Source organism: Mesorhizobium sp. P2_E6, assembly GCF_056403835.1.
The window spans coordinates 579096-605670 of sequence record NZ_JBFUEQ010000002.1; the positions used below are offsets into that span (position 1 = coordinate 579096).

17 protein-coding genes are annotated in these 26575 nt (G+C 59.8%); 8 read left to right on the forward strand and 9 right to left on the reverse strand.

Annotated features, from left to right (window positions below; translation table 11 throughout):
* Nucleotides 1-29 precede the first annotated feature (29 nt).
* The 4 genes from AC1D08_RS07380 to AC1D08_RS07395 form a co-directional block, all read right to left on the reverse strand.
* Entirely contained in the window at nt 30-1274 is a 1245-nt protein-coding gene (locus AC1D08_RS07380) for a caspase family protein (RefSeq protein ID WP_457154749.1), read from the reverse strand.
* Nucleotides 1275-1293: 19 nt separating this feature from the next.
* Entirely contained in the window at nt 1294-2403 is a 1110-nt protein-coding gene (locus AC1D08_RS07385; RefSeq protein ID WP_477422848.1) for an OmpA family protein, read from the reverse strand.
* A 156-nt stretch (nt 2404-2559) separates the two neighbouring features.
* Nucleotides 2560-6057, reverse strand: a complete 3498-nt coding sequence (locus AC1D08_RS07390) for an autotransporter (protein WP_477422850.1) — start codon at nt 6055-6057, stop codon at nt 2560-2562.
* A 241-nt stretch (nt 6058-6298) separates the two neighbouring features.
* The gene (locus AC1D08_RS07395; RefSeq protein ID WP_477400104.1) at nt 6299-7024 is read right to left on the reverse strand and encodes a hypothetical protein; all 726 of its coding nucleotides are present in this window, start codon (nt 7022-7024) and stop codon (nt 6299-6301) included.
* Between the two features lie 190 nt (nt 7025-7214).
* Between AC1D08_RS07395 and AC1D08_RS07400 the strand changes: the two genes are divergently transcribed.
* Complete coding sequence (locus tag AC1D08_RS07400; RefSeq protein WP_457154575.1) at nt 7215-8675, forward strand: caspase family protein; 1461 nt, start codon at nt 7215-7217, stop codon at nt 8673-8675.
* A 76-nt stretch (nt 8676-8751) separates the two neighbouring features.
* On the opposite strand, the gene eglC is transcribed toward AC1D08_RS07400, so the two are convergent.
* Together eglC and AC1D08_RS07410 are read right to left on the reverse strand one after the other, a co-directional pair.
* On the reverse strand, nt 8752-10143 hold the full coding sequence (gene eglC, locus AC1D08_RS07405) for an endo-1,3-1,4-beta-glycanase EglC (protein WP_477422852.1): 1392 nt from the start codon (nt 10141-10143) through the stop codon (nt 8752-8754).
* A 232-nt stretch (nt 10144-10375) separates the two neighbouring features.
* Complete coding sequence (locus tag AC1D08_RS07410; RefSeq protein WP_477225809.1) at nt 10376-12952, reverse strand: glycosyltransferase; 2577 nt, start codon at nt 12950-12952, stop codon at nt 10376-10378.
* Nucleotides 12953-13038: 86 nt separating this feature from the next.
* Between AC1D08_RS07410 and gmd the strand changes: the two genes are divergently transcribed.
* Nucleotides 13039-14079, forward strand: a complete 1041-nt coding sequence (gmd, locus tag AC1D08_RS07415) for a GDP-mannose 4,6-dehydratase (RefSeq protein WP_477225808.1) — start codon at nt 13039-13041, stop codon at nt 14077-14079.
* A 16-nt stretch (nt 14080-14095) separates the two neighbouring features.
* On the opposite strand, the gene AC1D08_RS07420 is transcribed toward gmd, so the two are convergent.
* Entirely contained in the window at nt 14096-14887 is a 792-nt protein-coding gene (locus AC1D08_RS07420) for a sulfotransferase family protein (RefSeq protein WP_457155326.1), read from the reverse strand.
* 140 nt (nt 14888-15027) lie between these two features.
* Here AC1D08_RS07420 and AC1D08_RS07425 point away from each other — a divergent pair, with 140 nt between their 5' ends.
* From AC1D08_RS07425 to AC1D08_RS07435, 3 genes are read left to right on the forward strand one after another with little or no spacing between them, the layout of a single operon-like run.
* Nucleotides 15028-17781 carry a hypothetical protein gene (locus tag AC1D08_RS07425; protein ID WP_477422854.1) on the forward strand — a complete coding sequence of 918 codons (2754 nt, stop codon included), beginning with the start codon at nt 15028-15030 and terminating at the stop codon, nt 17779-17781.
* Nucleotides 17778-18689: a UbiA family prenyltransferase gene (locus AC1D08_RS07430; protein ID WP_457154588.1), complete on the forward strand. Its 912-nt coding sequence runs from the start codon at nt 17778-17780 to the stop codon at nt 18687-18689. The genes AC1D08_RS07425 and AC1D08_RS07430 overlap by 4 nt, the downstream gene beginning before the upstream one ends.
* A 51-nt stretch (nt 18690-18740) precedes the next feature.
* The gene (locus AC1D08_RS07435; RefSeq protein WP_477225805.1) at nt 18741-19511 is read left to right on the forward strand and encodes a glycosyltransferase family 2 protein; all 771 of its coding nucleotides are present in this window, start codon (nt 18741-18743) and stop codon (nt 19509-19511) included.
* 50 nt (nt 19512-19561) lie between these two features.
* On the opposite strand, the gene AC1D08_RS07440 is transcribed toward AC1D08_RS07435, so the two are convergent.
* Nucleotides 19562-21565 (reverse strand): sulfotransferase family protein, encoded by a 2004-nt coding sequence (locus AC1D08_RS07440; protein ID WP_477422856.1) that lies wholly within the window; start codon nt 21563-21565, stop codon nt 19562-19564.
* Between the two features lie 220 nt (nt 21566-21785).
* On the opposite strand from AC1D08_RS07440, the gene AC1D08_RS07445 reads away from it, so the two are divergent.
* From AC1D08_RS07445 to AC1D08_RS07455, 3 genes are all read left to right on the forward strand, one after another.
* The gene (locus tag AC1D08_RS07445) at nt 21786-22502 is read left to right on the forward strand and encodes a class I SAM-dependent methyltransferase (RefSeq protein WP_477225803.1); all 717 of its coding nucleotides are present in this window, start codon (nt 21786-21788) and stop codon (nt 22500-22502) included.
* 239 nt (nt 22503-22741) lie between these two features.
* Nucleotides 22742-23215, forward strand: a complete 474-nt coding sequence (locus AC1D08_RS07450) for a hypothetical protein (RefSeq protein WP_457154561.1) — start codon at nt 22742-22744, stop codon at nt 23213-23215.
* A gap of 84 nt (nt 23216-23299) precedes the next feature.
* Entirely contained in the window at nt 23300-25378 is a 2079-nt protein-coding gene (locus AC1D08_RS07455) for a sigma-54-dependent Fis family transcriptional regulator (protein ID WP_477422858.1), read from the forward strand.
* A 110-nt stretch (nt 25379-25488) separates the two neighbouring features.
* Here AC1D08_RS07455 and AC1D08_RS07460 read toward each other — a convergent pair whose 3' ends face one another.
* A complete protein-coding gene (locus AC1D08_RS07460) occupies nt 25489-26532 on the reverse strand; it encodes an NAD(P)-dependent alcohol dehydrogenase (RefSeq protein WP_095080707.1) in 1044 nt (347 codons plus the stop codon).
* Between the last annotated feature and the right edge of the window lie 43 nt (nt 26533-26575).

Genomic DNA, 26575 nt, shown 5'->3' on the forward strand with positions numbered 1-26575 from the left:
GCGTCACAGCGTCCGTCACCCATCCTGCCTTACTTGCAGCCGCCTTGAGCCCATTTGGCCAGCGCCACCTTGAAGCGCGTTCCAAGCGGATGCTGCAGGCGCAAGACAGAGACATCGTTGGCGGCGAAATTTTTCGCCTGTTCGCACAGCCGCTCCTCGTTCCATTGATGGCAGCCATCACAGTGCTTGCCTTCCCATACCGACTTGTCCAATCCCTCCACCGGACTGAAGCGCGGCTTGCTCTTGATGAGCTCGGCAATGCTTTTGCCGTCGATTTCCGGATCACCGAAATCGATAGGGTGGTTGAAAAAGATGGGGTCGTCCGAGGCAAGCTTCGGGATTTTCTGACGCAGCACATTGAGTGCCAGCTGGGCGTCGTCACCCGAGCCCGACGGATTTGCCGTGGCGTTGCGCACCTCCGAGCCGCCTTCCGGTTGCGGAGCGGTCGCCTCGCCGACAATCAGCGGCGCGTTGAGATCGATCTTGTGCAGGACGACCTCGGTGGTCAGCGAGACATTGATCCAGGGACGCTGCTTGCCGGCCGTTGCCTTGAAGACATCGGCGGTAACGCGGTTCATCGCTTCGGTGATGGAAACATTGGTTTCGCCCATATGCGCGAGCAGCGCCGAAGCGAACGGCGAATGTTCGCCCGACCCGTCATAGGCGACCTGGCTAGGACTGGTGGCGAACGCGACAAGCGTGCCGGCGCCACCGTTCTCGATCGGAATTTCGGCAAGGCCGCTTTTTGCTCCCTTGACGCCGGCGGTCTTTGCCAACACCTCGGCAAGCGGGTTGTCACGACAGGCATCGAGGAAGATCAGCCTTATGCTGGTCTCGCGCGACATCTGCCGCAGAACGAAATCCACCGGCACCGCCTCGAAATCGAGCGAGGTCTCGTCCTCAAGCGCTGCATCGACCGGAAGAAGGTAATTGCTGCCTGAAACCTGCAACCCGTGGCCGGCATAGAAGAAAAGGGCGATGTCGGCGCCGCGAACCTGCTTTGCGAACTGTGCAATCGTCGTCTGGGTCTGCAATTTGGTCAGGTCGAAGCCGGAAACGACTTCAAAGTCCAGGCTCTTCAGGCGTTCGGCCATGGCCTGGGCGTCGCGTACCGGATTGGTCAGCGCCGGGGCATGCTGATACTGGGAATTGCCAAGGACCAGCGCAACACGGCGTTCGGCACTGGCGGCCGACAACGTCCAAAGCAGTGCCAGCGCGACAAGCCCGATGCCGCGCATAAGGCCACCGCAACGGGCAATCAGATCGAAACTCACCGGGACAACAGATCCTTCCTCAGTTGACGAGCTTGGTGGCGGAAAACTCGATCCGCCGATTGAGCGCCTTGTTCTTCGGCGTGTCGTTGGCGGCAACCGGATGATCCTCACCGTAGCCGGTCGCCGTGATCTGCGTGCGAGGAATGCCCGCGGCGACAATGGCGTCGGCAACGGCTTGAGCCCTGCGCTCCGACAAGAGCTTGTTCTCGACAGGCGACCCATCGGAATCGGTGTGTCCGGAAACCTCGACCTTGAGGCCCGGGCACTTGCCAACGACGCCGACGACCTCCGCAAGCAGCGGGCGGCTTTGGCTGTCGAGCCGCGCGCTCGCCGTTCGAAAATAGATAGCTCCGGTGCGCGACAGCACCGCGAACCTGTTGAGGCACTCCTCGTCGCTGAAGTTGGACTTCGCCGCATCGGTGGCGACAGGGCCGACGTCGGCGGCGCTCGCCGCGATGGTTTGGACAGCGGCCGGCTTGCTGCCATCAGCGGTGAACACGAAATCGAACGACACCGATGCCGTCGGGACAATATTGGTCACATTGGCGGCCTGCTGGAGTTTGTCGACGTTCGGCAGCAGCCCGAAATCTTCGACATGCACGGCAACAGGAGCCTCCGACGCCACCGACACCATGTTGTCGCTGATCATGGTGACCACAATGTTGGCCGAGAGGTCCTTGTCGACGCCGTGCATGTTGAGACGGAATGGAAGAACCGCCTTCACGCGCCGCTTGGTCGCCAGGTCGGCAAATGCCGCGGGATCCACCTTCGCGGTCAATTCAGCGGTCGGAAACTTGAATGTCTCGAAGAAAAGGAACCGCATGCGGACATTGCGAAGGTCGACCCCCGTATCGACCGAATTGAGGTCGAAGCTGACTTTGGCATCACCCGCCGAACTGAGGCTGCCGGAAATATTCCTGATCTTGTTGGTTTCGACGATCGTGTTCTTCTTGACCGACTGATAGGTGAGTACCGAAGCGGTCGGATCGAGCGTCCAGTTCGGCTGTGCGTTCGCACTTCCCAGGCCGGGCAAAAGCAACACGGAAATCGCAACGATCAAGCCAAGCGTCTCTATGGCGAGCCGGCTTCTTGACCGTGTTTTCCACCAGAATCCGACGACTTCGAACATGGAACCCCCCTGCCTATGACAACAGACTTCCGTATCGACATCACGACCATGCGGTGTCGATGGAGAGCATAGAACACTTGCTCTCGCTTGGCGAGCATCTGCTGATTGCGCGGTGCGCCATTTCCAAGTGACACGAATTTCGGATCCGCACACTGGCTAGAAAGCGACTTTGACCCCGAGTTTGGCGCCGACGGTGGAACTGTCGGACGACGCCTTGCCACGGACTTCGCCGTTGACGGTGGTCAACTCCGACACCTTCAGGTTGAAGCCGGTCGACAGCGCGGCGGAAAAATCGGCATCGTCGAAGTCGATCTCCCTGGTGTCGATTTCGGTCGTGTTCTTGTAGCCGAAACGCTGCTGCAATTCGCCCCGCGCATACGGGCTGATCACCATGCCGTTGCTTAGCGTGTAATCGCCATAGATGCCGGGCTCGAACTTGATCGCGCCAAAAGAAAGCCGGCTCTTGCCGAACTCGTTGCCGCCGCTGTCGGTGTAGGGATCGCCACGGAACGAAACGCCAAGCAGGCCGCCGCGCAGATCGAAACGGGTGCGCTCGCTCAGCTTGAAGATGTGGCCGACCGATGCCGTCACCGCGTAGCCCTCGGTGTCATAGCTGCCGGTGGTGCCGAGCACGCCGTTCGTCACATCGCTTCCGCCGATGAAGCCGGAGGCGGAGACCAGCGCGTAGTCGTAGTTCTTGCGAAACAGCGCGTAGCCGCCGAACATGCCGGCCTTGTTGGTGCCTTCTCCGATGGCGTCAAATCCTCGGAACCCGCCGAGGTTGACATCGGTCGAGGCATAACCGGCGAAAACGCCGAGGTTCAGGCCATACTCATTGTCGAACTGGAAGTGTTTGGCGGCATTGAAATCCAGGCTGATGGCGGCCGAAAAATCATTGGCATCGAAGCTCGGGCCGGGGCCATTCAAACCGCCGCCACTGATGTCGTAGCCGTCATGCTCGGTATGGGCGAACTGGCCGGAGGCGAAGACGCCGAAGCTGGACGAAACCGGCACCATTGCCCCCCCGGTTGCGGGCGAGAGGTTGAGGTCAGCATCGATCGCATCACGGTTTATGCCGTAGAGGGCGTCGATTGCCACCGTGACCGCGCCGGCGTTGGTGGCGCTGGTGGGCGCCGCGGCAATACCAAAATTGGCCGGAGTAGCACGCAGGAACAAGCCGCCATTCGGGCCAGTTACGACCTCATAGGTGAAAAGCGAACCCGGCGTGCCGGGAATGCCCACGACGCTGAAGGTTCCGGCAATCGGTCCGCCGGTCGAGACGATGAGCGGGATATCGGTCGCTTGGGCGAATTGCGGCGTGCCCAGCAGATTGACGATGATGGTGTTGGCGCCTGTGGCGGAAAACGCGCTGGCAACCAGTTGATCCGACTGCAACGTCTGCTGGTTGATGTCGAGGCTGATCCTGGCGCCGTTGAGCGTAAGGCCGCCGAGCGTCAACACGTCGTTGGCTGCACCGTCCGTCATGTTGATCAGCGAATTCGTCGCGATGATCGAACCTGGCATGTTGACGTTGCCGTTGATGAAAAGCGTCGAACCGTTGCCGAGATTGAGCTGGTTGATGCCTTGCGTGCCACCGCTGAAGCGGAGCGTGGAGGCGTTGGCCGAAAAATTGTCGAAGCCGGTGAAGTTCTGGCTCTTGCCGCCGGCAGCGAGGTCGGTGCCTGTGACGGTGCCGTTGGCTCCCGTGCCGCTGAACAGGACCCCGTCGGCTAGGTTGAGCGGATCGACCGTGCCCACATTATCGATGATCAGCGTGTTGGCGCCGATTCCGGTGATGCTGCCGCCAATCGTGCCGCCGGAGAGATGGACGTGGTCTGCGTCGATGCCACCCTCGATGGTGCCGCCCGAAACTGAAACCTGGTCGAATCCGGCACCGCCGCTGACACTGCCGTGGATGGTTCCGCCGGAGACGGCTACGGTATCATCACCGTCGTCGCCAGTTACGTTCCCAGTGATGGCGCCGCCGCTGACGGTTATCGTATCGTTGCCGGTGCCGCCGTTGACCGAACTGGCGATGGTGCCGCCCGAGATGCTGATGTGGTCATCGCCGTCATTGCCGGAAACCGACCCAGCGATCGTTCCGCCGCTGATGGTGATTGTATCGTTGCCGAGATCACCGATGATTTCACCGGTTACTACGCCACCGGATACAAAAATCCGGTCGTTGCCATCATTGCCTTCGATAAAACTGTTTATCGTGCCGCCGCGCAGATCGATCGTATCATTGCCCGCGCCGCCGCTCACGGCGCCGCCGAGCGTGCCGCCGGTCATCAGGAAGCTGTCGTTGCCATCTTCCAGGCCGACAGAATCGACGCCGTCCCCACCCTCACCAAGATCGATCCCGATACTGGCGTTGCCCGAGATCGTGACGTTGTCGTTCTGGCTGCCGGCGAAAATCGAACCGTCAATCCTACCGCCGCTCACGTCATAGGTGTCGCCGCCGCCGTCGCCGAAAACCGAACCGGTCACACGGCCCGCGGTCATGTTGAAAATATCGGCGCCGTCGCCGAGGTCGACGATGCCCGGAGCCGCGGTCGTCCCGATGGTGCCGCCGTTGATGTTGACGGTGTCGTTGCCTTCGTTGCCGAATATGCTGCCGCCGATGGTGGCTCTGCCGCCGACCGTTATCGTGTCGTTTCCGATATCTCCATCAACGTAGAGATCGATCGCGGCATTGCCGTTGATCGTGATCTGGTCGTCGCCTGCGTTTCCGGTCACGTAGCTGTGGATCGCGCCACCGCTGACAACCAGCGTGTCGTTGCCACCGTCGCCGCTCAGACTACCTTCGAGGATGCCACCGGTCATGGTGAAATGGTCGTCGCCGTCGCCAAGCCCGATAGAACCTCCTCCTTCCGAGTCGCCATAAACTATGGCGCCGTTCTTGATGGTGACGATATCGGCGCCGCCATTGGTGAAAACAGATCCGGTGACAACGCCGCCGGCGCCATCGACGACGCTTGTATCGCTGCCAATGGTGATGGTGTCGATGCCATCTCCGCCGAAGACTGAACCGTTGATTTGACCGCCGGTCATCTCCAGCGAATTATTGCCTTCGCCAAGGTCGATGTCCTGAATGCTGCCGGCCTGGATGACGACCTTGTCATCGCCCGCCCCGGTATTGAGATTGGCCATGACGTTGGGGCCGAATGGCTCGCCGTCGAAATCCCCATATGACATCTGAAACTGGTCGTTGCCGCCAAGGAGTTGGACGGTTCCCGCTCCCGGCTCCAAGGTGGTCGTTACCTCCGACGTTATCGGCGGCAGGCCACTTACGTCGGGCGTAGCCGTAATGTTGTCCAGGATGCCGCCAACGATGCTTACAATGTCGTCGCCATTGCCGTCATAATTGTTGACGATGACAGTCGACGAGCTGTTGTCTTGCCCTTGGTAACCCTTGAACCCTGTCGCGAATGCGCCGTTGATGTCCTGGACATTTCCGGTTGTTGTGCACTTGACCGTGACCGACGTCGTTTCGAACGTCGTCACGGCCGAGATGCCTGAGCCAACCGTTGTCGCGGTGCCGCTCGCGGCAGCGGAGCAGGCTGCCGCGCCAGATATTTGGAAAGTGGATGCTGCCGCCAACGCGAGCAGCGAAACACCTGCCAACTGATAGGCCTCGCGCGGCACTCTCATTCGACTCCACCTTACGAGAAATCGATACCGTCACAAATTAAGGCAATTAAGATAGGTCCCCGACCCATCTGATTGGGCTCGTCGACTTGCTTGACCTTGAGTGTACGTGGCGGGCTGCTCTGCGGCAATGGTTAGACGTTCGCCCTCGGACCACTATAAGGCCATCTGTGGCGAGAAGGTCACTATAGAAAAGCTCGACGCGAGCTGTTTACACCCATGTTCACAGTTCAAAGGGCACATCTTAGAGATCAGAATAGGCCGCGGAAACGGTCAGGTCTCCCGCATGAGCAACCTTGCGATTGTAGCTTGCCCATATTTCGCCGCCACATTGCTGCGCCCAGCGGTGACAGAAAGAAAAATCGGTGGGCAAATCCACGTCCGGCGTCACGATCTTTGAAAAAGGCGTCAGAAAGCTCTCGAACTGTGCGGTGTATTTGTTGTTTCTGTAGCGCGACCGGTTCACCGTTTCGGGCAGTTTCTCGATTATCGTCGTCACACAGTCGCGGGAAACCAAGAAGATGCCCGTGCCACATAGCGATACCCTGACAAAGCCGCCCATCTCTTCGCGCGGTTCGATGATGGTTCCGAGGAACTCCAGACTCCGCGCGAAGGCCTTGTCGAAGGGCAGTTTCGACAGCGAGTGGAGCTTGCGAAGATCGACCAGGCGCCGGGGATACAAAGTGCCGACCACCGGCTTGTCCAGCGCCAACATCGCCGCGATGAGATCGGGCGAAAAGCCCATGTCGCTGTCGATCATCAGGATGTGACTGCAATCCGGCTTGTTGTAGTAGAAATTCGTCAGCAGATAGTTCCGGGAAAACGGGATATCCGTGTACTCGATTTCCGACAGCGAGAAGGCGTAGCTGGACAGGCTCTTGTGGGTCAGGGCTGCGAAGAGGCTGCGAACGAACACGCTTTTGTAGGCTGCTCCATAAACCGGCAGCGCAAGGTTGATCTTGATCGGCATCGCGTCCTCCTCAGTCCATCTGAGAGCATACAAACCCGTTTTCCCTATCTTTGACATGATTCTTGGTATAAATTTTTGCAGGCCTTTGGCGGCACGGGGTCCATACGCTCAGGCATGACTGTATTTGCGTGGGGTGCGCTTCGAAGGTTGCAAGACCAGGATTGACGCAGACCGGAACGGGCATACTGATATGACCCATTGCCACAAACTCCTGCTTCGCATCCCGCTGCTTCTGCTTCTCGTGCTTTTTGGCTCGGCTGGCGCTCGCGCCGCGGTCGAGCAGAACCCGTCGCCGCAGCCGCGCAACCGGCTGGCGATCGTCATCGGCAATTCGAACTATCAAAGCACCCGGCTCGAGCATCTCCCCAATGCGGCAAACGATGCGACACGACTTTCGGAGAGCCTGAAGCGGCTGAATTTCGAGGTCCTGACGGGAACCGATCTCTCGACCGAGGGTTTCACCAAACTGCTTCGAGACGCCGATGCAAAGTTGCCGACCGCCAGTGCAGTCTTGATTTTCTATGCCGGCCATGGCGTGCAGTTGAATGGTGAAAACTACCTGCTCCCGGTCGACACGCCCGATCCCGAAAGCCTGGAAAAACTGGTGGCCAGCGCCATCAAGCTGAATGACGTCATCGCCAGGTTCGCGCGCCGGGACCGCCAGACATTCATATTCCTGGACGCGTGCCGCAACAATCCGCTCGGTCCCGGCGCCGGCGCGGGCAATGGTCTGGCGCAAGTCGACGTCGGTGAAAACACGTTCGTTGCCTTTGCCACGCAGCCCGGCAATGTCACGGCCGATGGCGGCGGCGAGAACAGCCCGTTCACCGTTGCGTTGCTGAAGAATCTCGAAATCCCCGGACTGAGCGTCTCCGACATGATGATCCGCGTCCGAAACGAAACCGAAGCATTGACGGTTGGCCGTCAAGTGCCGTGGGATCAATCGAACCTGCGCGAGCAGTTCTATTTCACGGAGCAGCAGGCACTCGATCCGGCACAGTTGAGCGCAAGCCTTTCGCGAATTCTGGCCGACCCCATCGCCAAGAAGAGATTGCAGGTCGAGCTTGCCTCCAGCGACCTGCAAACTGCCGTGCTCGTCGTCGGGCAGACGTTGCGGTCGGTCGAGATTCCGGCACCGTCAACCGGTGCACCCGAGCCGGTCGGCACTCAGGTCGCCAATCTGTCGCCAGCTGAAAGTGTTGAAGATGCTCGCCAAAACGTCGTCTCCGGCCTCGAAACCCTCATTGTCGGCGCATCGCCGGGCGAAGCGGAAAAGGACAAGGCTGGCGATCTTGCGCGCAGCATCCAGACGGAACTTCGTCGCGTGGGTTGCTACCGGATGCAGGTTGACGGCGATTGGGGCACCGGCTCCATCCGCGCCCTTACCGACTACTACAGAAACACCAAACAGGTCGCATCGACGACCGAGCCGACCGTCGGCTTGCTCGGCGATCTCTTCCTGCGCTCCGGCAGAATCTGCAAGCAGCCGGTCATCGTAAAGGCCAAGCCGGCTAAAGTTGCGTCGGAAGCCGACCCCTCGCAAACCAGCTCCGGCCGCAAGGCCGCGAAACGGTCACAGGCCGCCCCGCAACGCCCCGCAGCGCCCCCGCCGGACATTGGTGCGGGCATAGGCATTGGTGGCGTGTTCTAGGGATATTGGCGGTCAGGCGCGCTTGGTTACTGCCCTTGATTTCCTGACCGACCCACCATCCACCGTCAGGTTGCGCCTAGACAATCCAATCGTGCAACGAGTAGGCATGGATGTAGTCGATCTGCATCTCCGCAGGTGTCGCAAGCCCGTCGGCGGGCGTTCCCGCGATGCCGCCAACCGCGAGATCGACCAGCATATACATCGGCTCGTGCATGTCGGCAGGCGTTGCGGCATGCGCCACTTCGACGTTGTCGAAATACCAGACGAGTTCGTTTTCCGTCCACAGCACCCCGTATTTGTGGAACCCTCCGGTATCGGCGACATAGGGCGTGGAGGATACTGTTGTGTGCGTTCCCGTCTCGTTCGTGTGGCTTGTCAAAAGGAGCTTGTTTGGATCCTGACCGGTCATCTCTATGGCGTCCAACTCCGGTGGCCAGGAGCCGTCCGCCGGCAGAAGCCAGAAGGCCGGCCATGCGCCCTGTTTTTCGGGCATGTCGGCCCGAATTTCGAAATAACCGTAGGTCTGCGCGAAGGAGTCGTGCGTCGTCAGCAAACCTGACGTGTATTGGTAGTTGTTTATGTAGGGTTTGATAGCGTCTGGGGCCTTGGCGGCGGTAATCGTGAGAACACCGTTCTGGATATTGAACGGCTTGACGGAACTCGTCGGGGCATAGTTGGCATCGATATACCATTGAAGCTCGCCGTTGCCGGTGAGCGAGCTGCCGTTGGCGCCTCCCCACCAGAAGTTCGTGTTCCAGGTGCCACTCGAGCCATTCCGCAGGTTCAGTGTGTTGAACTCGTCCGCGAAGGTGAGTTGCAGATGCGACCTGTCCAAGGCGAGATCGAACTGGCTCGCGGCGAACTGGTCGATCGTCTTGTTGGCGAAGACGAGAAACTCGTTGCCGGATAGATCAAGTCGGACATTCGCTCCCGACTGGACCATATTGGCGTGCACCTGGTCGAAGGAGGTGAAGCCGTAGCTCCCGACGCGCACCGTATCGTCGGCGCTGAAGTCCAGGATCAGGTCACTGCCGTTGCCGGGGGCGACGATGAAAATGTCCGCCCCGGAGCCGCCCTTGAGAACGTCGTCGCCCTTCAAACCGTCGAGCGTCTGTTGGCCGGAACCGCCGGTGATGATGTTGTTCAGCTCGTTTCCGAAAGCATATTGCTTGTCGCCCGTGACAGTCAGGTTTTCGAAATGCGCCGGGAGCCTGTAATTCATCCAGGTCGAGATGGTGTCGACGCCCTCGTTGGCCAGCTCGACCGGCTTGTTCTTCGTGGAATACAGATAGTAGATATCATCGCCCTTGCCGCCATACATCGTGACGCTGACGTTGCCGTCGCCATAGAGCGAGTCGTTGTAGATGCTGCCATAAAGCGCCGGGCCGGAATTCGTGGCCGAGTACCATTTTGTCGAGGATCCGCTGTAGGCGAGTGGAACGCCATAGGCGTTCAGGACGGTGGTCATTGTGGTCTTGCTCCTCGACTCGATGCCAGCCCCAGCATCTATGGAGGGGACGAGAAGCCAATGTCTTTTTTGGTCTTCGACTTAGGAGGGTTACCGAAAGCTTAACGCCAGCTCACTGCTGTTCCGCAAACGCGCGATCACCATCCCAAGCCCACAAAGCCCTGCCCGCTGGATCGAGTTGCGGCCGCACGCGGCTCACCCCACTCGTCTCGGTGCGGCGCCCTCGCCTGCTCTAGGTATTCAGGATGGAATTCCTGTATCCTTGGACGTCTTGAAGGCGATTTGCGATCACCTTGCCGACCGCCTCCGGGCTGTGCACTTGAGCCATGTAAGTCCGGGCGCGCTCGCCGACCGCGGTGACGGCCTCAATATTATCCGCAAGTTGCACCATGACCCGAGCAGCTTCGTCTATGTCTGGATCGGCCCATTTCTGCCCCTCGATGAAATACGGGTATTGATCGGGCTCCACGCCGATCAAACGGTATGGAATTGGAAAACCAGTCTGCGTGCTGACAAAGTCCTTGCTTCCCGAAAAGTCCGTTGCAATGACCGCTTTGCCCATGGCCATGGCTTCGGCAATTCCCAATCCAAAACCTTCCGAGCGATGCAACGAGATGAAGACATCGCATGATTTCGTCAGGCAATAGGTTTCGGCACGAGTCAGAATTTCGTCAATCAAGACAACCCGCTTGTCGGTCTGCGCCAGGCCACGAATTGAATTCAGAATTGCTCGTTTGTGCGGGCTATTGCCCATTGTCTTGATGATCAAGGAAACCCGCCGATCGCGGTCCTGTCCGAACGCGCGAAGATAGGCCTGCAAAACGGCATCCGGGTTCTTTCGGTCCGGGTAGGACGAAAAATCGAATGCAAACAAGAATGCCGTGGAATCCTTTGGAATCTGGAAGCGTTCCCGGTTCGCCTCGATGTTGGGCGGAACGGATATGGCCACTGGAACGTGCACGACGGGACGGTCCGTACCGGCTATGAACGCGTCGCGGACGAAGGCCGTCGGGGCCCAAATCTCGTCCACATGCTGCAAGCTGGTCAGCCATTGCGGGTGGATCAGAGGCAGTTCCCAGAAAGGCCGGACGATATTGTATCTGTTGTGCAGAACACCGACGCCGACGCCCTGAATGGTTGACCCCAGCATGTCGGCGTTTACGCAGAAAACGTTCACCATTTTGGACGGCCGCGCAGCGATGCGGTGCGTCAGGGCTCTGTCCCTGTGCGACGAAAGAACCTGCTCGTCAAAATTCGTGACATCGTAATTGATGCCCGCGCTCTCAATCGATCGGGCGAGCGAACGCATGGCTTCACCGACGCCCGTCTCTGAAAAAGGGTAACCGATGAGGGATAGACCAGGCGCAAGCGTAGCCTGGGTTGTCGTATCGAAATTCGTGGGCCAGGCACGCCTGAACATCGCATCGAGAAATTGTTTTCGCCTGGCCGGCGGCACCATTCTGTAGAGCCAGCGAATGTGAGGTTGGGCTCTTACGAGAGTTCGATAAGCACGACGCGCGACACGCGCCGCGATCATCGAGGCTTGTTTGGCGGAAACGTCCGCCACTGCGTTTGGGCCGGTCTTCGCAGATCCAAGTTGGCTCATTCTTTCGGCGACCGTTTTCGTGAACCTGGGAGGGATTCCGGCCGACGTCGCGCCGCCGGACATATACCAGTCGGCATAGTTGATCTGGGATCGTCCCTCCTGGAGGGGGAAGTAAGATTGCAGGTCGCGCCTCGTCGTCCAGAGTGCGTGCGCAAGCTGCGTGACCACGCCACCGGGGTTGGGCCTGATGTCGGCTGGACGGTCGAGATTGTCGGGCATCAAGGCGAAGGGATCGCCCTCGAAAGGTTCGAGCTTCTCGCGATAGACAATTCGCGCCAGGCTCGGAATGTCGGTGCCATCGGAAAACGTCCCGAAGCCATAAGGCACTGCAGAGAACCTGCTTGCCCCATAGGCCTCCAACTGGTCGTGATAATCGGCCAACAGGTTTTCCAACTCCTTGGTCGACGTTGGCTTCCACCGCTGCTGGTGCTTTGAAAGGACACTCTGGTCGCCGGGAGTGATCCCGCTAAAATGAAAGAAGGCGAGTGGCGAGCCGTTGACCTCGTATCGTTCACTCGTCTTTTTGATCGTGCGGGTATCGAGGTTCCAGTACGCCACGTTGTAGGCTGGATCGCGCAAGATGTGCGTGCCCGAGCAATAGGCCGGCCACAGGTCCATGAACTTCTGGTCGACGAAAATCCCGTCGCTCAGGCGATTGGCGACACACTCGTTTCGCAGGCGCGTCTCCCACCATTCCAGCAAGGCTGACGTCTCGTCCGTCCTGGCCAGGGCCAGAAATCCCAGATTGTAAATCCCGGCTTGCATGAAGGTCAGGTCGTTTGGGCCTTCGGGATGGAGGTTGGGAGCCAGCGCATGCGGCGTCAGGACGGACGTCGCCCCCTCATCGAACGCCTGCAAGATCTCGTCGAAACGGCGATAGGCAAGGATGTCCGGATCCAGGTAAATGACGCGGTCAAAACCCTCGGCGAAAAGCCGCCGGAATACAGTCGGCTTGATCGCCGTGTTGAGCTCCATGACGTCGTAACGAAAACTGAAGGCGCGACGATCGGGCAGATCGAGATCGTCGAAGAAGACATGAGCGTCGAACTCGGGAAAGGCATCCTTTTCCAGGTCTTGCCGACGTGTGTCAGCGATGGCAAGTATGCAGGAGAAGTCTGGATGGTGGCGAGCAAACGAAGACGCAAGCGCCCGGGAATAGTGGAGATAATTCCAGGACGAAATCGTAAAAAACGCATTCCTCATGCTTAGCCCGAATCTTCCTTTGCCTTCGCGTCAAAACGTTGCCATAGCGCACGTCAAGGGCAATCCACAATCGCAAGGGACAGGCTGTGGCAAATAAGACTGCGTTGATAACGGGCATCACCGGGCAGGATGGCGCCTACCTGTCAAAGCTGCTGCTTGACAAGGGATACCGTGTGGTCGGCTCCATGCGCCGTACGTCCGGCATCGGCACATGGCGCCTGCAAGATCTGCAGATTCTGGACGATATCGAATTCGCATCGATGGAACTGACCGAAGATTCAAACGTGCGTGCGGTGCTGGAGAAGATCAAGCCCGACGAAATTTACAATCTCGCGGCTCAAAGCTTTGTGGGCGATTCCTTTACACAGCCCATCTACACAACCCAGGTCACCGGGATCGGTGCATTGAGATTGCTTGAAGGCGTCAGGACCGTTGTCCCCACGGCGAAATTCTATCAGGCTTCAACGTCCGAAATGTTCGGAAAAGTGCAAGAGGTTCCGCAGTCCGAAAAAACCGCTTTCTATCCGCGCAGTCCCTACGGCATCGCCAAACTGTTCGCGCATTGGACTGTCGTGAACTACCGGGAAGCATACGGGCTGCATTGCTGCAGCGGCATCCTCTTCAATCACGAGTCGCCTTTAAGGGGCGTGGAGTTTCTCCCTCGAAAAGTGACGCTTGGCATGGCCAAATACGCATTGAGGGGCGAAGGGCCGCTGCGGGTCGGAAATCTGGAGGCGAAAAGAGATTGGGGCCACGCCAGGGACTACGTCGACGCGATGTGGAGGATGCTGCAAACGACGACTGTGATGGATTTCGTGGTGGCGACCGGAAGAACGCACACCGTTCGCGATTTTGTCGAATTGGCCGCGAGCGCCTGCGGCATCTCCCTGGACTGGCAAGGAACGGGGCACAACGAGATGGCCATAGACCGAGCCACCGGGAACGTCGTTGTATCCGTCGATCCGGCTTTCTACAGACCCTCGGAAGTCGACCTTCTTGTCGGCGACCCTTCTCTTGCGAAAGAAGTTCTGGACTGGAGTCCCACGGTTGGACTGGAGGATCTGGTCGCCGAGATGGTGGAGGTCGATATGCATCGGGTCTCCTCGAACCACGTTTCCGGGTTTTAGGAGACCGGGGGACGCTCTAGTACCCCCATAGCCCAACCAGATCGCGACCGGTCAGGTCGCTGGCCATGGAAACTTCGGTCGCGAACAGCTTTTTCAGATCGCCTGCAACGTCGTCGGCGATTTCCGTTTCGAAGCCTTCCGCGCGATTGTCCCAGTACTTCTGGCTCACCCTGACGCCGAGAAACTGCTGCAATTGCTGCTCCCATGCCCCCTTTTCGCGGACCGGGTGCGGGCGGATCAGGTCCTCATAGATCAAGACCAGTATTTGCTTGCGCGGAAAGGATTGATAATAGCGGCGCAGATGCCTGCCGTAGAAAGAATGTTCGATGTTCATGGACGCAGAATACCAGGAATTATCCTGCGCTCTATGACTGGCGAACCCAATCAAGCCATTCCTGATATACGAATTTATGTCCAGGCTTAGTTCCGGCCCCAGCGATGCGTCGATCTTTCCCTTCATGTGCCGGTACTGCGAGATCACACGGCTGACCGGCTCTCTCAGAGTCGCTATGATCTTTGCTTGCGGATTGTAAGATCTTATGCGCTCCGCCACCTGCGCGCTTGAGAGATAGACGGGCGAAATGTCGGCGAGATAGCGGTGGTCGACCGCCGCCTTAGCGAAGTGCGTATCGTATCGAGCCTCGGTGACGTCATCGTCGATACCGAAGCCGTTGATTTCCTTCTCCTCGGGGACAAAGACGTCTCGCGTGGCGCCGAGCATCCTTGCAAGGCTGCTGGTGGCAGTGCGCGGCGCGCCGATACCAATCAGATTTGCCCGCCCCGATGTGGGCGTCTTCAACGCTGGCAATCTTGCCTCCCGGGAACGCCGGCGACCAGGCTTGGCTTCAACATTCCTAATGTTCCTGTTGACGCGCCATGGCGATCATTGTCGAGCACCGCGCGCGCCACTATGAGCTTCGATGGAAAGTCTGATGGGGAAAATTATTGGTGACCGCGGCAATTACGGCCCACGTCCATAGCCAGGCAATTTCGACGCCGGCTTTCCGGCGCATTCGCGCTCGCGATGTCGCAATGGCGCTGCTGCTTGGGCTCCTCTCCCTGTTCGTCTACAACGCCAATATGCGGTCGATCACAGCGGCGGACAGCTATGCGGCGCGCTACCTGCCCTTTTCAATCTGGCAGAATCACAGCCTGACCTTGAATCCAATTCTAACCACGGTGGCTCAAGGACGAAAGCCTCCGGCAACGCCAGAGAAGGATGGCACTGCTCATTGGATCCTGAAGATTGGGGGAGACCGATATGTATCAAAATTTCCCATTGTCGTTCCTGTCATCCTCTCCCCGTTCTATCTGCCGGCAGTCATTTATCTGAACCGCCATGGTGGCGATCCGCTAATGTTCGACCAAGTCGCCCGGATCATGGAAAAGCTTTGCGCTTCTTCGCTGGCGGCGGTGTCCGTCGGTTTGCTCTATTTGCTCCTGCGGCGGCGGACCGATGAAGGGTTGGCCGCCATTCTGAGCCTGCTTTACGCATTTGGCACGACGACATGGGTCATCAGCAGCCAGGCCCTCTGGATGCATGGGCTCGCCCAGCTGTTGGTCGTGGCCACCATGCTTTTGCTCACCGGACCGGGCACGACATTGCGGGTCGTTCTCGCAGGGCTGCTTTGTGGGCTTATCGCGGCCAACCGCCAGCCCGATGCCATATTGGCGGCAGGTCTGGGTATTTATGGCCTGTGGTGGGCTGGCCGGATGAGACCGTTTTTCGTCTTGTCGGGCATGGTCCCGGTCGCTTTGACCCTGGCCTACAATCTCTTGATCGTCGGCAATATCGCGGGGGCTTACGCGCTGCATGTTCGGCCCGGCGATTTCAACCACGACATAGTGGGCGGCATCGCGGGCCTTCTTGTCAGTCCGACCCGAGGGCTCTTCGTCTTCTCCCCGTTCCTGCTGTTCGTTCCCATTTTTTGTCGTCGCGTCGTACTTGAGCGCTCAGGACGAGGGCTGACGATAGCCATTGGCTGCGCCATGATCGTGCAAGTGTCGTTCTACGCCATGATCGATTGGCGGCAGGGCATCTCTTGGGGCCCCCGATGGCTCACCGACATGCTGCCCATGCTGATGTGGATGCTGCCACCTGTCGTGAAGGCCCTGTCCCGGAACGGGCGTGTGGCATTCGGACTTGCATCGCTCGTGGCGATCTCGATCCAGACGATCGGCGCCTTCTGGTATACCGGCATCGCCGACACGCCCATCGTCACCGCTCACGGACCGGGCAGAATGCAACCTGCCTGGGACGTCCACAACGCAGCGTTTGTCGCCGAACTCCGTCACCCGCATGTCCAGGCCGACCTGATCGTCGATCTGCATGGCAACATCGATGCGGTGAATGTCCTGCCCCCCGGTCAAGGCACCGGCGGTGAAGCAGGCAGGCAGCTTGAGGTCCTCGGATGGGCGCTCACCAACAACCACTCCCCCAGCGACGTCGCCGTTCTGATCGATGGCCAATGGGGCGCCGCAACGCGGGAATTCTTTGCCAGGACCGATGTCGAGAAGGCGATGGGCCAGGCGAGCCAGGCTGGCTGGCGCATCACCATTCCAATCGACCAGGTGGGTCCGGGTGAGCATCTGTTGGCGGTGCTGGTGCGCGCCACGGAGGGCGGCGAGCCGCGTCTCATGAAGCAGACCTCCTTCGTCCTGGCGCCGGACAATGAGGCGCTTGAGCATGTGACGGATCTTCCAAGTGCGGCGCGGCGCGCCCGGCAAACGCTCGCAAGTCATCAGCAGGCCGGCGGCTATTGGCTGACCTCCTTTACGAGCGCGACGCGATTTGAGCAGCCGCGCCAGGAAATGAACACCTATCTCAATGCCGTCATGCTTGATGTCGCCGGCCCCGTGGCCGAAACCGCGGGCGCAAGCGACATGCTTGCAAGGACGCGCCAGTTCCTGGCCGCTCAGATCGAGCCGAGCGGCCTCGTTCGATATCACGGTCGACCAGATGCGCCGACGATCGGCACTCTTGGCTGCGCCATCACGCCCGATTCCGATGACACCGCCCTGGCTTGGCGGGTCGCGCCGAGCGAAAAGAGCGAACTGCTGCAACCCGCGCTTGCCACGATAACCCAGTTCAGACGGCCTGACGGGCTCTACAAGACCTGGCTTGCGCCACGGGACAAATACCAATGCCTCGATCCCGGACGCGACGCCAATCCGGCGGATGTCGGAATCCAGATGCACATATTCCTGTTTCTCGAACAGGTGGACAAACCGGCCGCGCGATCGCTGTGCGAAGCGCTCTCGAAAAAAGCGGGCGACGACGACATCTGGGTCTACTACGCCGGTGCGCCGCTCATGATAAATCTGCGGTTGGCGGACCTGGAGAAGGCCGGCTGCTTGCCGCAGTTCCCACAGGCGCAACTGCGGACCGACATTCCCGGACAAGAAATCTGGCTGCGCGCCGCCGACCAGCTTCGGCAAATGGACAGCCATGCCGGCTCATATGCTGCCTATCAACGCACGGCCGAACTGCTGACCGATATTGCTGCGGATGACTTTTCCTTGATGAGCGATACGCCTCCGCTCCTGTATCACAATGACCTTACAGCGACCGTGAAACGATTCTATTGGTCGCAAGATTTCGGATATGCGCTGTGGTTGCGGCTCTATTTCGAGAACGAACGTATGCTATCAAAGCTTCCTTGTGGTTCCGGCGGCCCGGAACAAAAATGTGGTGAGAAGTGACGCAAATCGCGAGCGACACAGTCGGTCAAACTCGCCCCCGGGCGACACAGCTGTCCCGTTGGCTTTCTTGCATCCGTTTCGATGAAGTCGCGGCGCTTCAGGCCACTCCGATCATCGGTGCGGTCCTTTCGATCGGAGCGCTGTCAGCGAGCCACGCGCTGACCGTAGCCATTTTGATAGCCGGCAACCTGTGCCTGATGGCTCATGTGTTTGTCCTCAACGACTGGTCGGGAATCGACGGAGATCTCAAAGACCCGGACCGAGCCAGCCGAACATTCGCGGCAAAAGGTCTGACACGCAGGGAAGTCGGCTATCTTGCCGGCTCATTGCTGGCGATCAGTCTGCTCCTGTTTGGGCTGATAAATACGAGGGCACTCGTTGTTGCAATAACGGTAGCTGGGCTAAGCGCCTGGTATTCCAGCCCGACCCTGCATCTGAAGGGTGCGCCGCTCTTCAGCTCGGCCCTGCATTTTATCGGCGGTTGCATGCATTTCCTGCTCGGCTATGCGGCTTTTGGCGCGATCAACGCACAGGGCCTCGTCGTCAGTTGTTTCTTTGGGCTGGTATTCACCGCCGGTCATTTCACGCATGAGGCGCGCGACTATGACGTCGACTTGCTCAACGGCATACGGACGAACGCCGTGGCGTTTGGCAAGACCAGGAGTTTTGTCGCAGGCCTCGTGCTTTTTATCTCGGCATATGCGCTCATGGTCGCGCTGGCCGTGCTCGGATTGGTTCCGTTCGCCCTCGTCTTTGCCGCCGCATTCATTCCGGTACATCTGTGGGCTTCGCGCCGCGCCATGCTGGCCGGCCTGACGTCCGAGAGCCTCTATCGACTGCAACGGTGTTACCGCGCGCTCTTCGCCACCATTGGCATCGTTATGATCGCGATGGTCGCTTTGTCCTAGCCGGCAGTGTCGGGTTCCACACAACAGGCGACTTTCCGGCCTCGAGGTTCCATGCTTTCCGTAATCGTACCGGTCTTCAACGAAGCAGTCACATTGCCGCACGTGTTGGCGATGGTGAGCACAGCACTTCCCGCCGTGACGAAGGAAATCATCATCGTGGATGACGGCTCCTCCGACGGCACCCGCGAGTGGCTCAAGGCCAATTTTCCGACCGGTTCTCGCTGCGCCACGTCCCTGACCGTCGACATCGACGGAGGTCTGGTCTTCACCGAGGAACCGGAGATTGCCCGGGTCACCGTGCGCGTGTTCCATCACAACAGAAACAGCGGAAAAGGTGCCGCGCTGCAGACCGGGCTGGCGGCCGTTGAGGGCGACGTCATCGTCATCCAGGACGCGGACCTTGAATACGATCCTGCGGATTGGACCGTTATGTATGACCTTATCGTCAGGCGAAAAGTTGCAGATGTCGTCTACGGCTCACGCTTCTATGGCCGGCCTCATCGCTCGCTCTATTTCCACCATTATCTGGCCAATCGCTTCATCTCCCTGGTGTTCAATCTTCTCTACAACCAGACGCTGACGGACATCGAGTGCTGCTACAAGATGTTCACGCGAGACGTCATGAGCCGGCTTCGTCTGACCTGCAACGACTTTGGTTGTGAAATTCAGCTCAGCGCCCAGATCGCGCTTGCCGGCCGCTGGCGGATCTACGAGATCGGCATCAGCTATTTCGGCCGCACCTACGAGGAAGGCAAGAAAATCGGATGGCGCGATGGGGTCAGGGCAATCTGGTATCTCGCCCGCTTCCGGCTCTTTTCCTGAACCACCGACGGCGGCGCAAACCAAAACATGCGCCGCAAACAGTGAGCTTTTTACCGTCCGCCTTCGACAGCGGAGTTGATTTTTTCCAGCTCTGCCGCAAGCGTCCTGGCATATTCCTGGGTCTCAGCCCGCGACTGTTCGAGGCTTCTCGCATATTCGGTCGCGGCTTTGTTCGCCTCCCGCAACTCGGCCACTGTGTCTTCCAAGGAGCTCGTGTAACGCGCCGCCTCCTCGGTCTGGGCCCGCGACTGTTCTAGGCTTCTGGCGTATTCGGTCGTGGCGTCATTCGCCTCCCGCAGCTGAGCCACCGTCTCTTCAAGGGATCTCGCGTAACGCGCCGCCTCCTCGGCATTTTTCGACCGCTCTTCCAGGGCGACCTGCAAGCTGTGCACATATCGGCCAACCTCGCCCTTCAGGGCATCGCCGCTGGCGGCCTCCTCGGCCTGGGCCCGGGACTGTTCAAGGCTTCTGGCGTATTCGGCCGCGGCCTCGTTCGCCTTCCGCAACTGGGCCAATGTGTCTTCCAGGGAGTTCGCGTAACGCGCTGCCTCCCTGGCATCTTTCGATCGCTCTTCCAGGGCGACCTGCAAGCTTTGTACATATCGACCGACCTCGCCCTTCACGGCATTGCTGTTGGCGGCGATGATCGCCTGGGCGGTGCTTCGCTCGAGTTCGATTTTTTCCAGATGCTCGATGCCAATCGTCACCAGGCTTGATGGAAATTCGCCTTCCTGCCGCCTGATCCAGTCGGCGCTTCCCACGGCCACAACGGCCAGCGACACGCCGTCGAAAGTCAGTCCCGTCTGCTTTGCCACGGCGCTGGCATGGCCAAGGCCATCCCGGTCCTGAAAAAGAATGACGTCGAAGTGCTTGGCGCGGAGGTGTCTCAACAACTGGATCGTTGAAGCCAGAAAGGGCGGCTGGTCCAGCGGGCCGTCTGCGTCGAGATGTTCGATGTCGAAGGAATGGTTTTCGGCAAAGGCCGCGAAGGCATTCTCGTCCGCCTCGGTAAATGCGCCGATGTCGACGATGGAAACGTCGATGCCGGCGGCTATGGCGGCGCCAACCGCGGCTCTCGCCGCGCCGTCACCCTGGACAGGCTTCCAAAACAGGTCGCCGACAAGGCATATTTTTCGCTTGCCCGCGCCCCGACGCATGACGCGTAGGCGGCCTGACGATCGCGGCGGCGCAGGCGGATGCTGAATGCCGGCATAGACATCGTCGAATGACTGCTTCACCGCGCCGAAAACGGCCGGATCAGGCACGCGGCCTTCGGCAGCGCCACGCAGTTCGGAAAAGATCGGCGCGATCCATGCAGACCACACGCCCTGACGGCAATCCAGATCCTCGGGTTCTTGATGGTGCCGCAGTTCCCGCGACAGAAAGCCATTGATCTCGGCAGCGGCATCCGGGATGGATCTTGGCCACGCGATCTTGAGTTCATCGCCGAGGCGGCGGGCGACCGACCTCCAGTCGTCCAGCAACGTCGAATAGTCGCAGAACGCCCTGTCGACGTCGCGCGTGTGTTCCTCGGCGGCCAGATTGTACCGCAACCACAGCAGGCCTCCCCGCTCCAGAGGCCAGGATTGCCAGTCACCTGCGAGGCTCTGTCGCTTCGCCAGCGAAAGCGCGACTTCCATGGGATTGCGCGAGATGACGACCGCGACGCACCGTATTTCCAGTTTGGCCAGCGCGGCGCGCCACAAGGGAAAAAGGAGCGAGATCCGCGGATCCTTCAGCACGAAGAGCGGATCGTCGCCATATTCATCGACGATCAGATCTTTCAACCTGTCGATGAAGGCTTGTGCCGCGGGCCGTTGCAGCCATTCGCTCGACGGTCCCTTGACATCGTTTACGGGCGATTCCGCCAGATCCAGGATCTGGTCGTTGAGGCGCACGGCGGCTTCCGGCTCCCAATGGCCGATCTCGTTGCCCAGACCCGCTGGGTTGAGGTTGCGCGGCAGGGAGGCACCGAGAAGGCTGAGCATGCGCGCCAGCGCGGACGTGCCGCTGCGGTGCATCCCGACGACAACTATGGCGGTTCTGCTGGTCATAAGAGTTCCAAGGATACGCGTCCGGCACCAAAAGGCGATCGAACCCTGCGGAGGGACGGCGCCATGCGCTCCCGATTGCGGTCGGGGACATCAGTTGAACTGTTGGCAACGATGGACCCCGCATGCATAGTCGCCGCCTGGCGCACATAACCGGCATGTGATGTTCGGGGCAAATTTTTGTCTCCTGATAGAAGCAGGACTTGGATTGGAGATTAGAGAGATGCACTCCAGAGCACCAGTGACCTCCGGTGACCAAGACAGAGCCCGCGCGACCGTTTCAAAGGTGCCGCATTGGCACCACAAATTTGAAGTGTACCCCGGCGTGGTCACGCCGGGCTCCTACGATCCCCAGTTCCTGCTCGAAAAACTGCGATTGCCTAAAGATATGACCGGCCTGCAGGTGTTGGACATAGGCCCGTCGGACGGCTTTTTTTCGATGAACATGGCTCGCCGCGGAGCACAGGTAACGGTGGTCGATTATCGGGCCAAGAATGGCCATGGATTCGAAGCCATGGAGCAACTTACCGGTTTGGAATTCGACTACCGGCAGATGAACCTGTACGACATTCCCGGCTCCGATATTGGCGAGTTCGATATCGTCCTGTTTCTAGGTGTTCTTTACCATCTGCCCGATATGATGCGCGCGCTGAACATCGTTGCGCAGCTGTGTCGGAGCCGCCTGCTTGTTGAAACGCAGTTCGAACCGGAGCTGATGCCCGGCGTCGCGGTCGCGCAGTACTACGAAGCAGGGACACTTGCCGGCGACATCACCAATTTCTGGGTCCCCAACAGGGAATGCCTGTTTGCCATGTTGCGCGACGTCGGCTTTCAAATCGATCGGGACGAGAGCTGGGGCAAACGCCTTCTGGTGGACGCGTCATCAACCACCATGGCAAGGACGAAGATGGGCCTTGCCTATGGGCTCGTACCCACCTGAGGGATCGGCAGCCAACATCGATCAGTGCGGCCGCACGGACTCTCCCACAGGCGACCCTGAAGTCATTTATCGTTTGTCGTCCGCTTCCAAATGTGTAGCAGCCACCTGCTACCAGCGACCGGAACTCTGGTGCTATATGTTATCGATGGCGAACCTCACCGAGGCGGTGTAGGCTCACCTCAAAAGAACAAGAAGTGAGCCGTACCCTCGGCCAAGCCCGAGCGAATCTGGGAGGATTCATGGTTGAGATCATCTCCAAGCGGGATGGCCCGCGGCGCGAGGACGTCCAGGTCAAAAGGCTGATCGAGCAGAACCGCTCGACCATCGTTCGCCTTGCCGACCAGATCAGCGGCGGCGGCTATTCAGCTTCCAGGCAGCCACGCCAGCAACCCAAGGCGGAAGGCCTGATCATCCATGTCGGCGGCAGCGTGGCAACCGCCTCCGAAGCGAGCCCGTCCATCCGTGTCACCATGAACGGCCGCGTGATCTCCAAGGATCAGAACACCGGCCGCCAGCTTCATCATATCGGCGACATCCGCAACCGGGACGGAGACCAGATCTTCGTCCTGGCAACGAAACAGAACGGGTTTTTCTCGCCCGTCGACGAAACCATCGCGCAGGCCCTTGCCGATCTGGATGGATCCAGGGTGACCACGACCTATTCCGAAGACCAGCTTGCCGCCGACATCGGTGCCAAACTCGGCATCGACTGACGACCGGCGTTCGGGCGTCTCCTGCACGTCCAATCCGCGACAGCATACAGAAATGGCATACCTCAAAGGTACTGTGATGGCTGAATGAGACACGCGAACGGCCCCGATCAGATGAAGACCGATGCACTTCCGGCGCGCGCTTCAATGGCCACCGGACAATTGATCCTGGATAACATCGACTATGACGAGCGCGCCACCATGCGCGCCTGGGAGAGTTTTCTCTCCGACGAGCCGACATGCGCCCGCGATCCGGTCCACGTCCGCTCGCTGATCCACGATTCCTGGTACCGCAGCGCCACCGGCGGCATCAATGCGCAGGGCATCGAAGCGCCGCTGAACAGCGATCGGAACGAGATCGAATATCTGACCCGCGCCAATGCCGAACTGCTCTCGGCGGCGAGGCGGTCATTCGCGTCGCTTGGCCAGTTGCTGGACGGAACGGGAGCGATGCTGGTGCTTGCCGACAGCGATGGCGTGCTGATCGACGCCATCGGCGACAAGAAGACACTGCATGACGGCATGGACATCCATCTGGCAGTCGGCGGCAAATGGAACGAGGATGCCGTTGGAACCAACGGCATTGGGACCGCGCTGTGGACCGGCGAACCGATTTTCGTTCACGCGGCCGAACATTTCTGTGCCGGCATCAAATCCTGGACCTGCGCCGGCGCGCCGATCCGCGATCCCCTGGACGGCAAGATCATCGGCGTTGTCGACCTGTCGGGCTATTCGCCGATCTTCCGGCCGCACAACACGGCGCTCGTCGCCGCCACCGCCAGGCAAATCGAAAAGGCTCTCGCCGAACAGCAGCAGGAGCAGCGCACGCGCCTGCTCGAAGCCTTTATTTCCTCGGCACCCAGCTACCGCCGGAAAGACGGGTTGGTGATCGTCGATCATCGTGGCCGCGCGATCTTCTGCAACAACGTGCCCAACGGCGACGCGACGGAGATGATGGACGGCCCGATGGAGCCGGGCCGCGGACGTTGGCTCATGAACCTGCCGGCCTCCGGCTCGGAGACCGATCTTGCCAACGCGCTGCCGGCGCACCTGCGATCCTGCCATGTCACGCCGCTAAAGCTGGATGGCGACCTTCGTGGCGCGGCCTTGGTGTTTCCCTCCGTACCGGCTGTCTCGAGCATGACGGTGATGCGCCGGGAGGGGGACAAACACCTGCGGGTAGCCGCGGCGATGATCATCGGCGAAAGCGAAAAATTGCTGGCCGCCGTCGATGTCGCTTCCCGGGTGGCTGGATCGAACGGTGTCACCTCGCTGCTGATAGAAGGCGAAACCGGTGTCGGCAAAGAGCTGTTCGCACGGCTTGTCCATGCCGGCAGCCGGCGCACCGAAAACGACCCGTTCATCGCCATGAACTGTGGCGCAATCACCAAGGAGCTGTTCGGCAGCGAATTGTTCGGTCACGTGGGCGGAGCCTTTACCGGAGCTTCGCGGGACGGCAAGCCGGGCATCTTCGAACTCGCCAATGGCGGTGTGCTCAGCCTTGACGAAATCGGCGAGTTGCCGCTCGAAATCCAGCCCTTCCTGTTGCGTGTCCTTGAGGAGCGCGTCGTTCACCGCATCGGCGACTCGAGAGGCCGGCCGGTGGACGTGCGACTGGTCGCCTCGACCAATCGCGATCTCAAGCAGGAAGTCGCGGCCGGACGCTTCCGCAGCGATCTCTATTACCGCATCGGCGCGGTCTCGATTCATGTGCCGGCCCTGCGTGAGCGCGGCGACGACGTGCTCTTGCTGGTCGAGCATTTCAATCGTCAGATCGCAAAACTGGCGGGCACTGATCCCCTGGAGTTTTCAAATGAAGCACTCGACGCGCTGCTGGCCTATCGCTGGCCGGGAAATGTGCGCGAATTGAAGAACCTGGTCGAGCGGCTGCATATACTGGCGCGCGACGGCACGATCGGACTCCAGGACCTTCCCGAAGAAATCAGTGCGGGCAACCGCAACGCAATGGCCATGCACAGCGACCATCCCACGACCATGCTTGAAGCACCCGTGTGTACATTCGAGGATGGAGAACGCCAGGCGATCAAGAATGCGCTTGTCGCGGAGGGCGGCAATCTCAGCAAGGTCGCGTTGAGGCTCGGCATTTCACGGCCGACGCTTTATCGCAAACTCGGCCAATACGGCATCCGGCGCGGTTTCCTCTAAAGCGCATCGCGGGTCACTTTTGGGCGACATGCACTAGATCCAATCATCGGCAAAAAAACCCGCGGCATTCGCGCCGCGGGTCGGGGAAAGTTCGGCGACCGAAATCGCCTTCAGGGAACGATGACACCACGACCGGTGAACCGGCGGTTCTTGAAATCGTCGAGCGCGGTGTTGATGCTGGCGAGATTGTATTCGGTGTAGTGCATCTTCACCTTGCCGTCGGCGTTGAGCTCCATCAGTTCGACAAGCTCGGTGAAATTGCCGACCAGGCTGCCGCCGATGTTGATCTCCTCGATGACGAGATGCGCGGTCGGTACGTTGATGTTGCCGCCATAGCCGACGACGAACAGTTGCCCGCCCTTGCGCACCATCTTCCAGCAGATGTTCTCGACACCGAGTTCACCGACGAAATCGATCACCACATGCGCCCCGCCGCCGGTGATCTGACTGACTTCCTCGACAATGTTTGGTCCGCCATCGAGGACGAAGTCGGCGCCAAGGTCCTTGGCCAGCACCCGCGCTGCCGGCTCGCGATCGACGGCGATGATGCGGCAACCCGAAATCGCGTGCAGCGATTGCAGAGCGATATGCCCAAGCCCGCCTATGCCGAGGAGCACGCAGTAACTCCCCGGCCGCAGGAGCTTGGCGGCGCGCTTGGCGGCGCGGTAGGCGGTGATGCCGGCATCGGCCAGCGGCGCCACCTCGATCGGCGTGATGTTGGCATTCAGCTTGATCAGCGAGCGTTCGCTGGTGATGAAATATTCGGCGAAACCGCCATTCATGCCAAGGCCGGGGAACTGGCCGTTGTCGCAATACATGTCCTCGCCATGGCGGCAGTTGAGGCAGATGCCGCATGAGCGGAAGGGGTGGCAGATCACCGCGTCGCCGCGCTTGACCGATCGGACGCCACTGCCGACCTCCTCGACCCAGCCGGCATTCTCGTGGCCCATGATGTAGGGCAACAGCGTGCCTTCGGGATCCATCGTCGGCTTCCACACCCCTTCGATGATGTGCAAATCGGTACGGCAGAGACCGGCGGCGCCGACCCGCACGATCACCTCGTCGGGCGCGGTGATCGTCGGCGCCTTGACCTCCTCGATCTTGAGCCGAACATTCATCTTCGGGTCGTATTCGTAGAGTCTGGCAGCTTTCATCGTCGTGTCCTTTCAACGTCGAAATCGTTGCGTTGCAATGTTG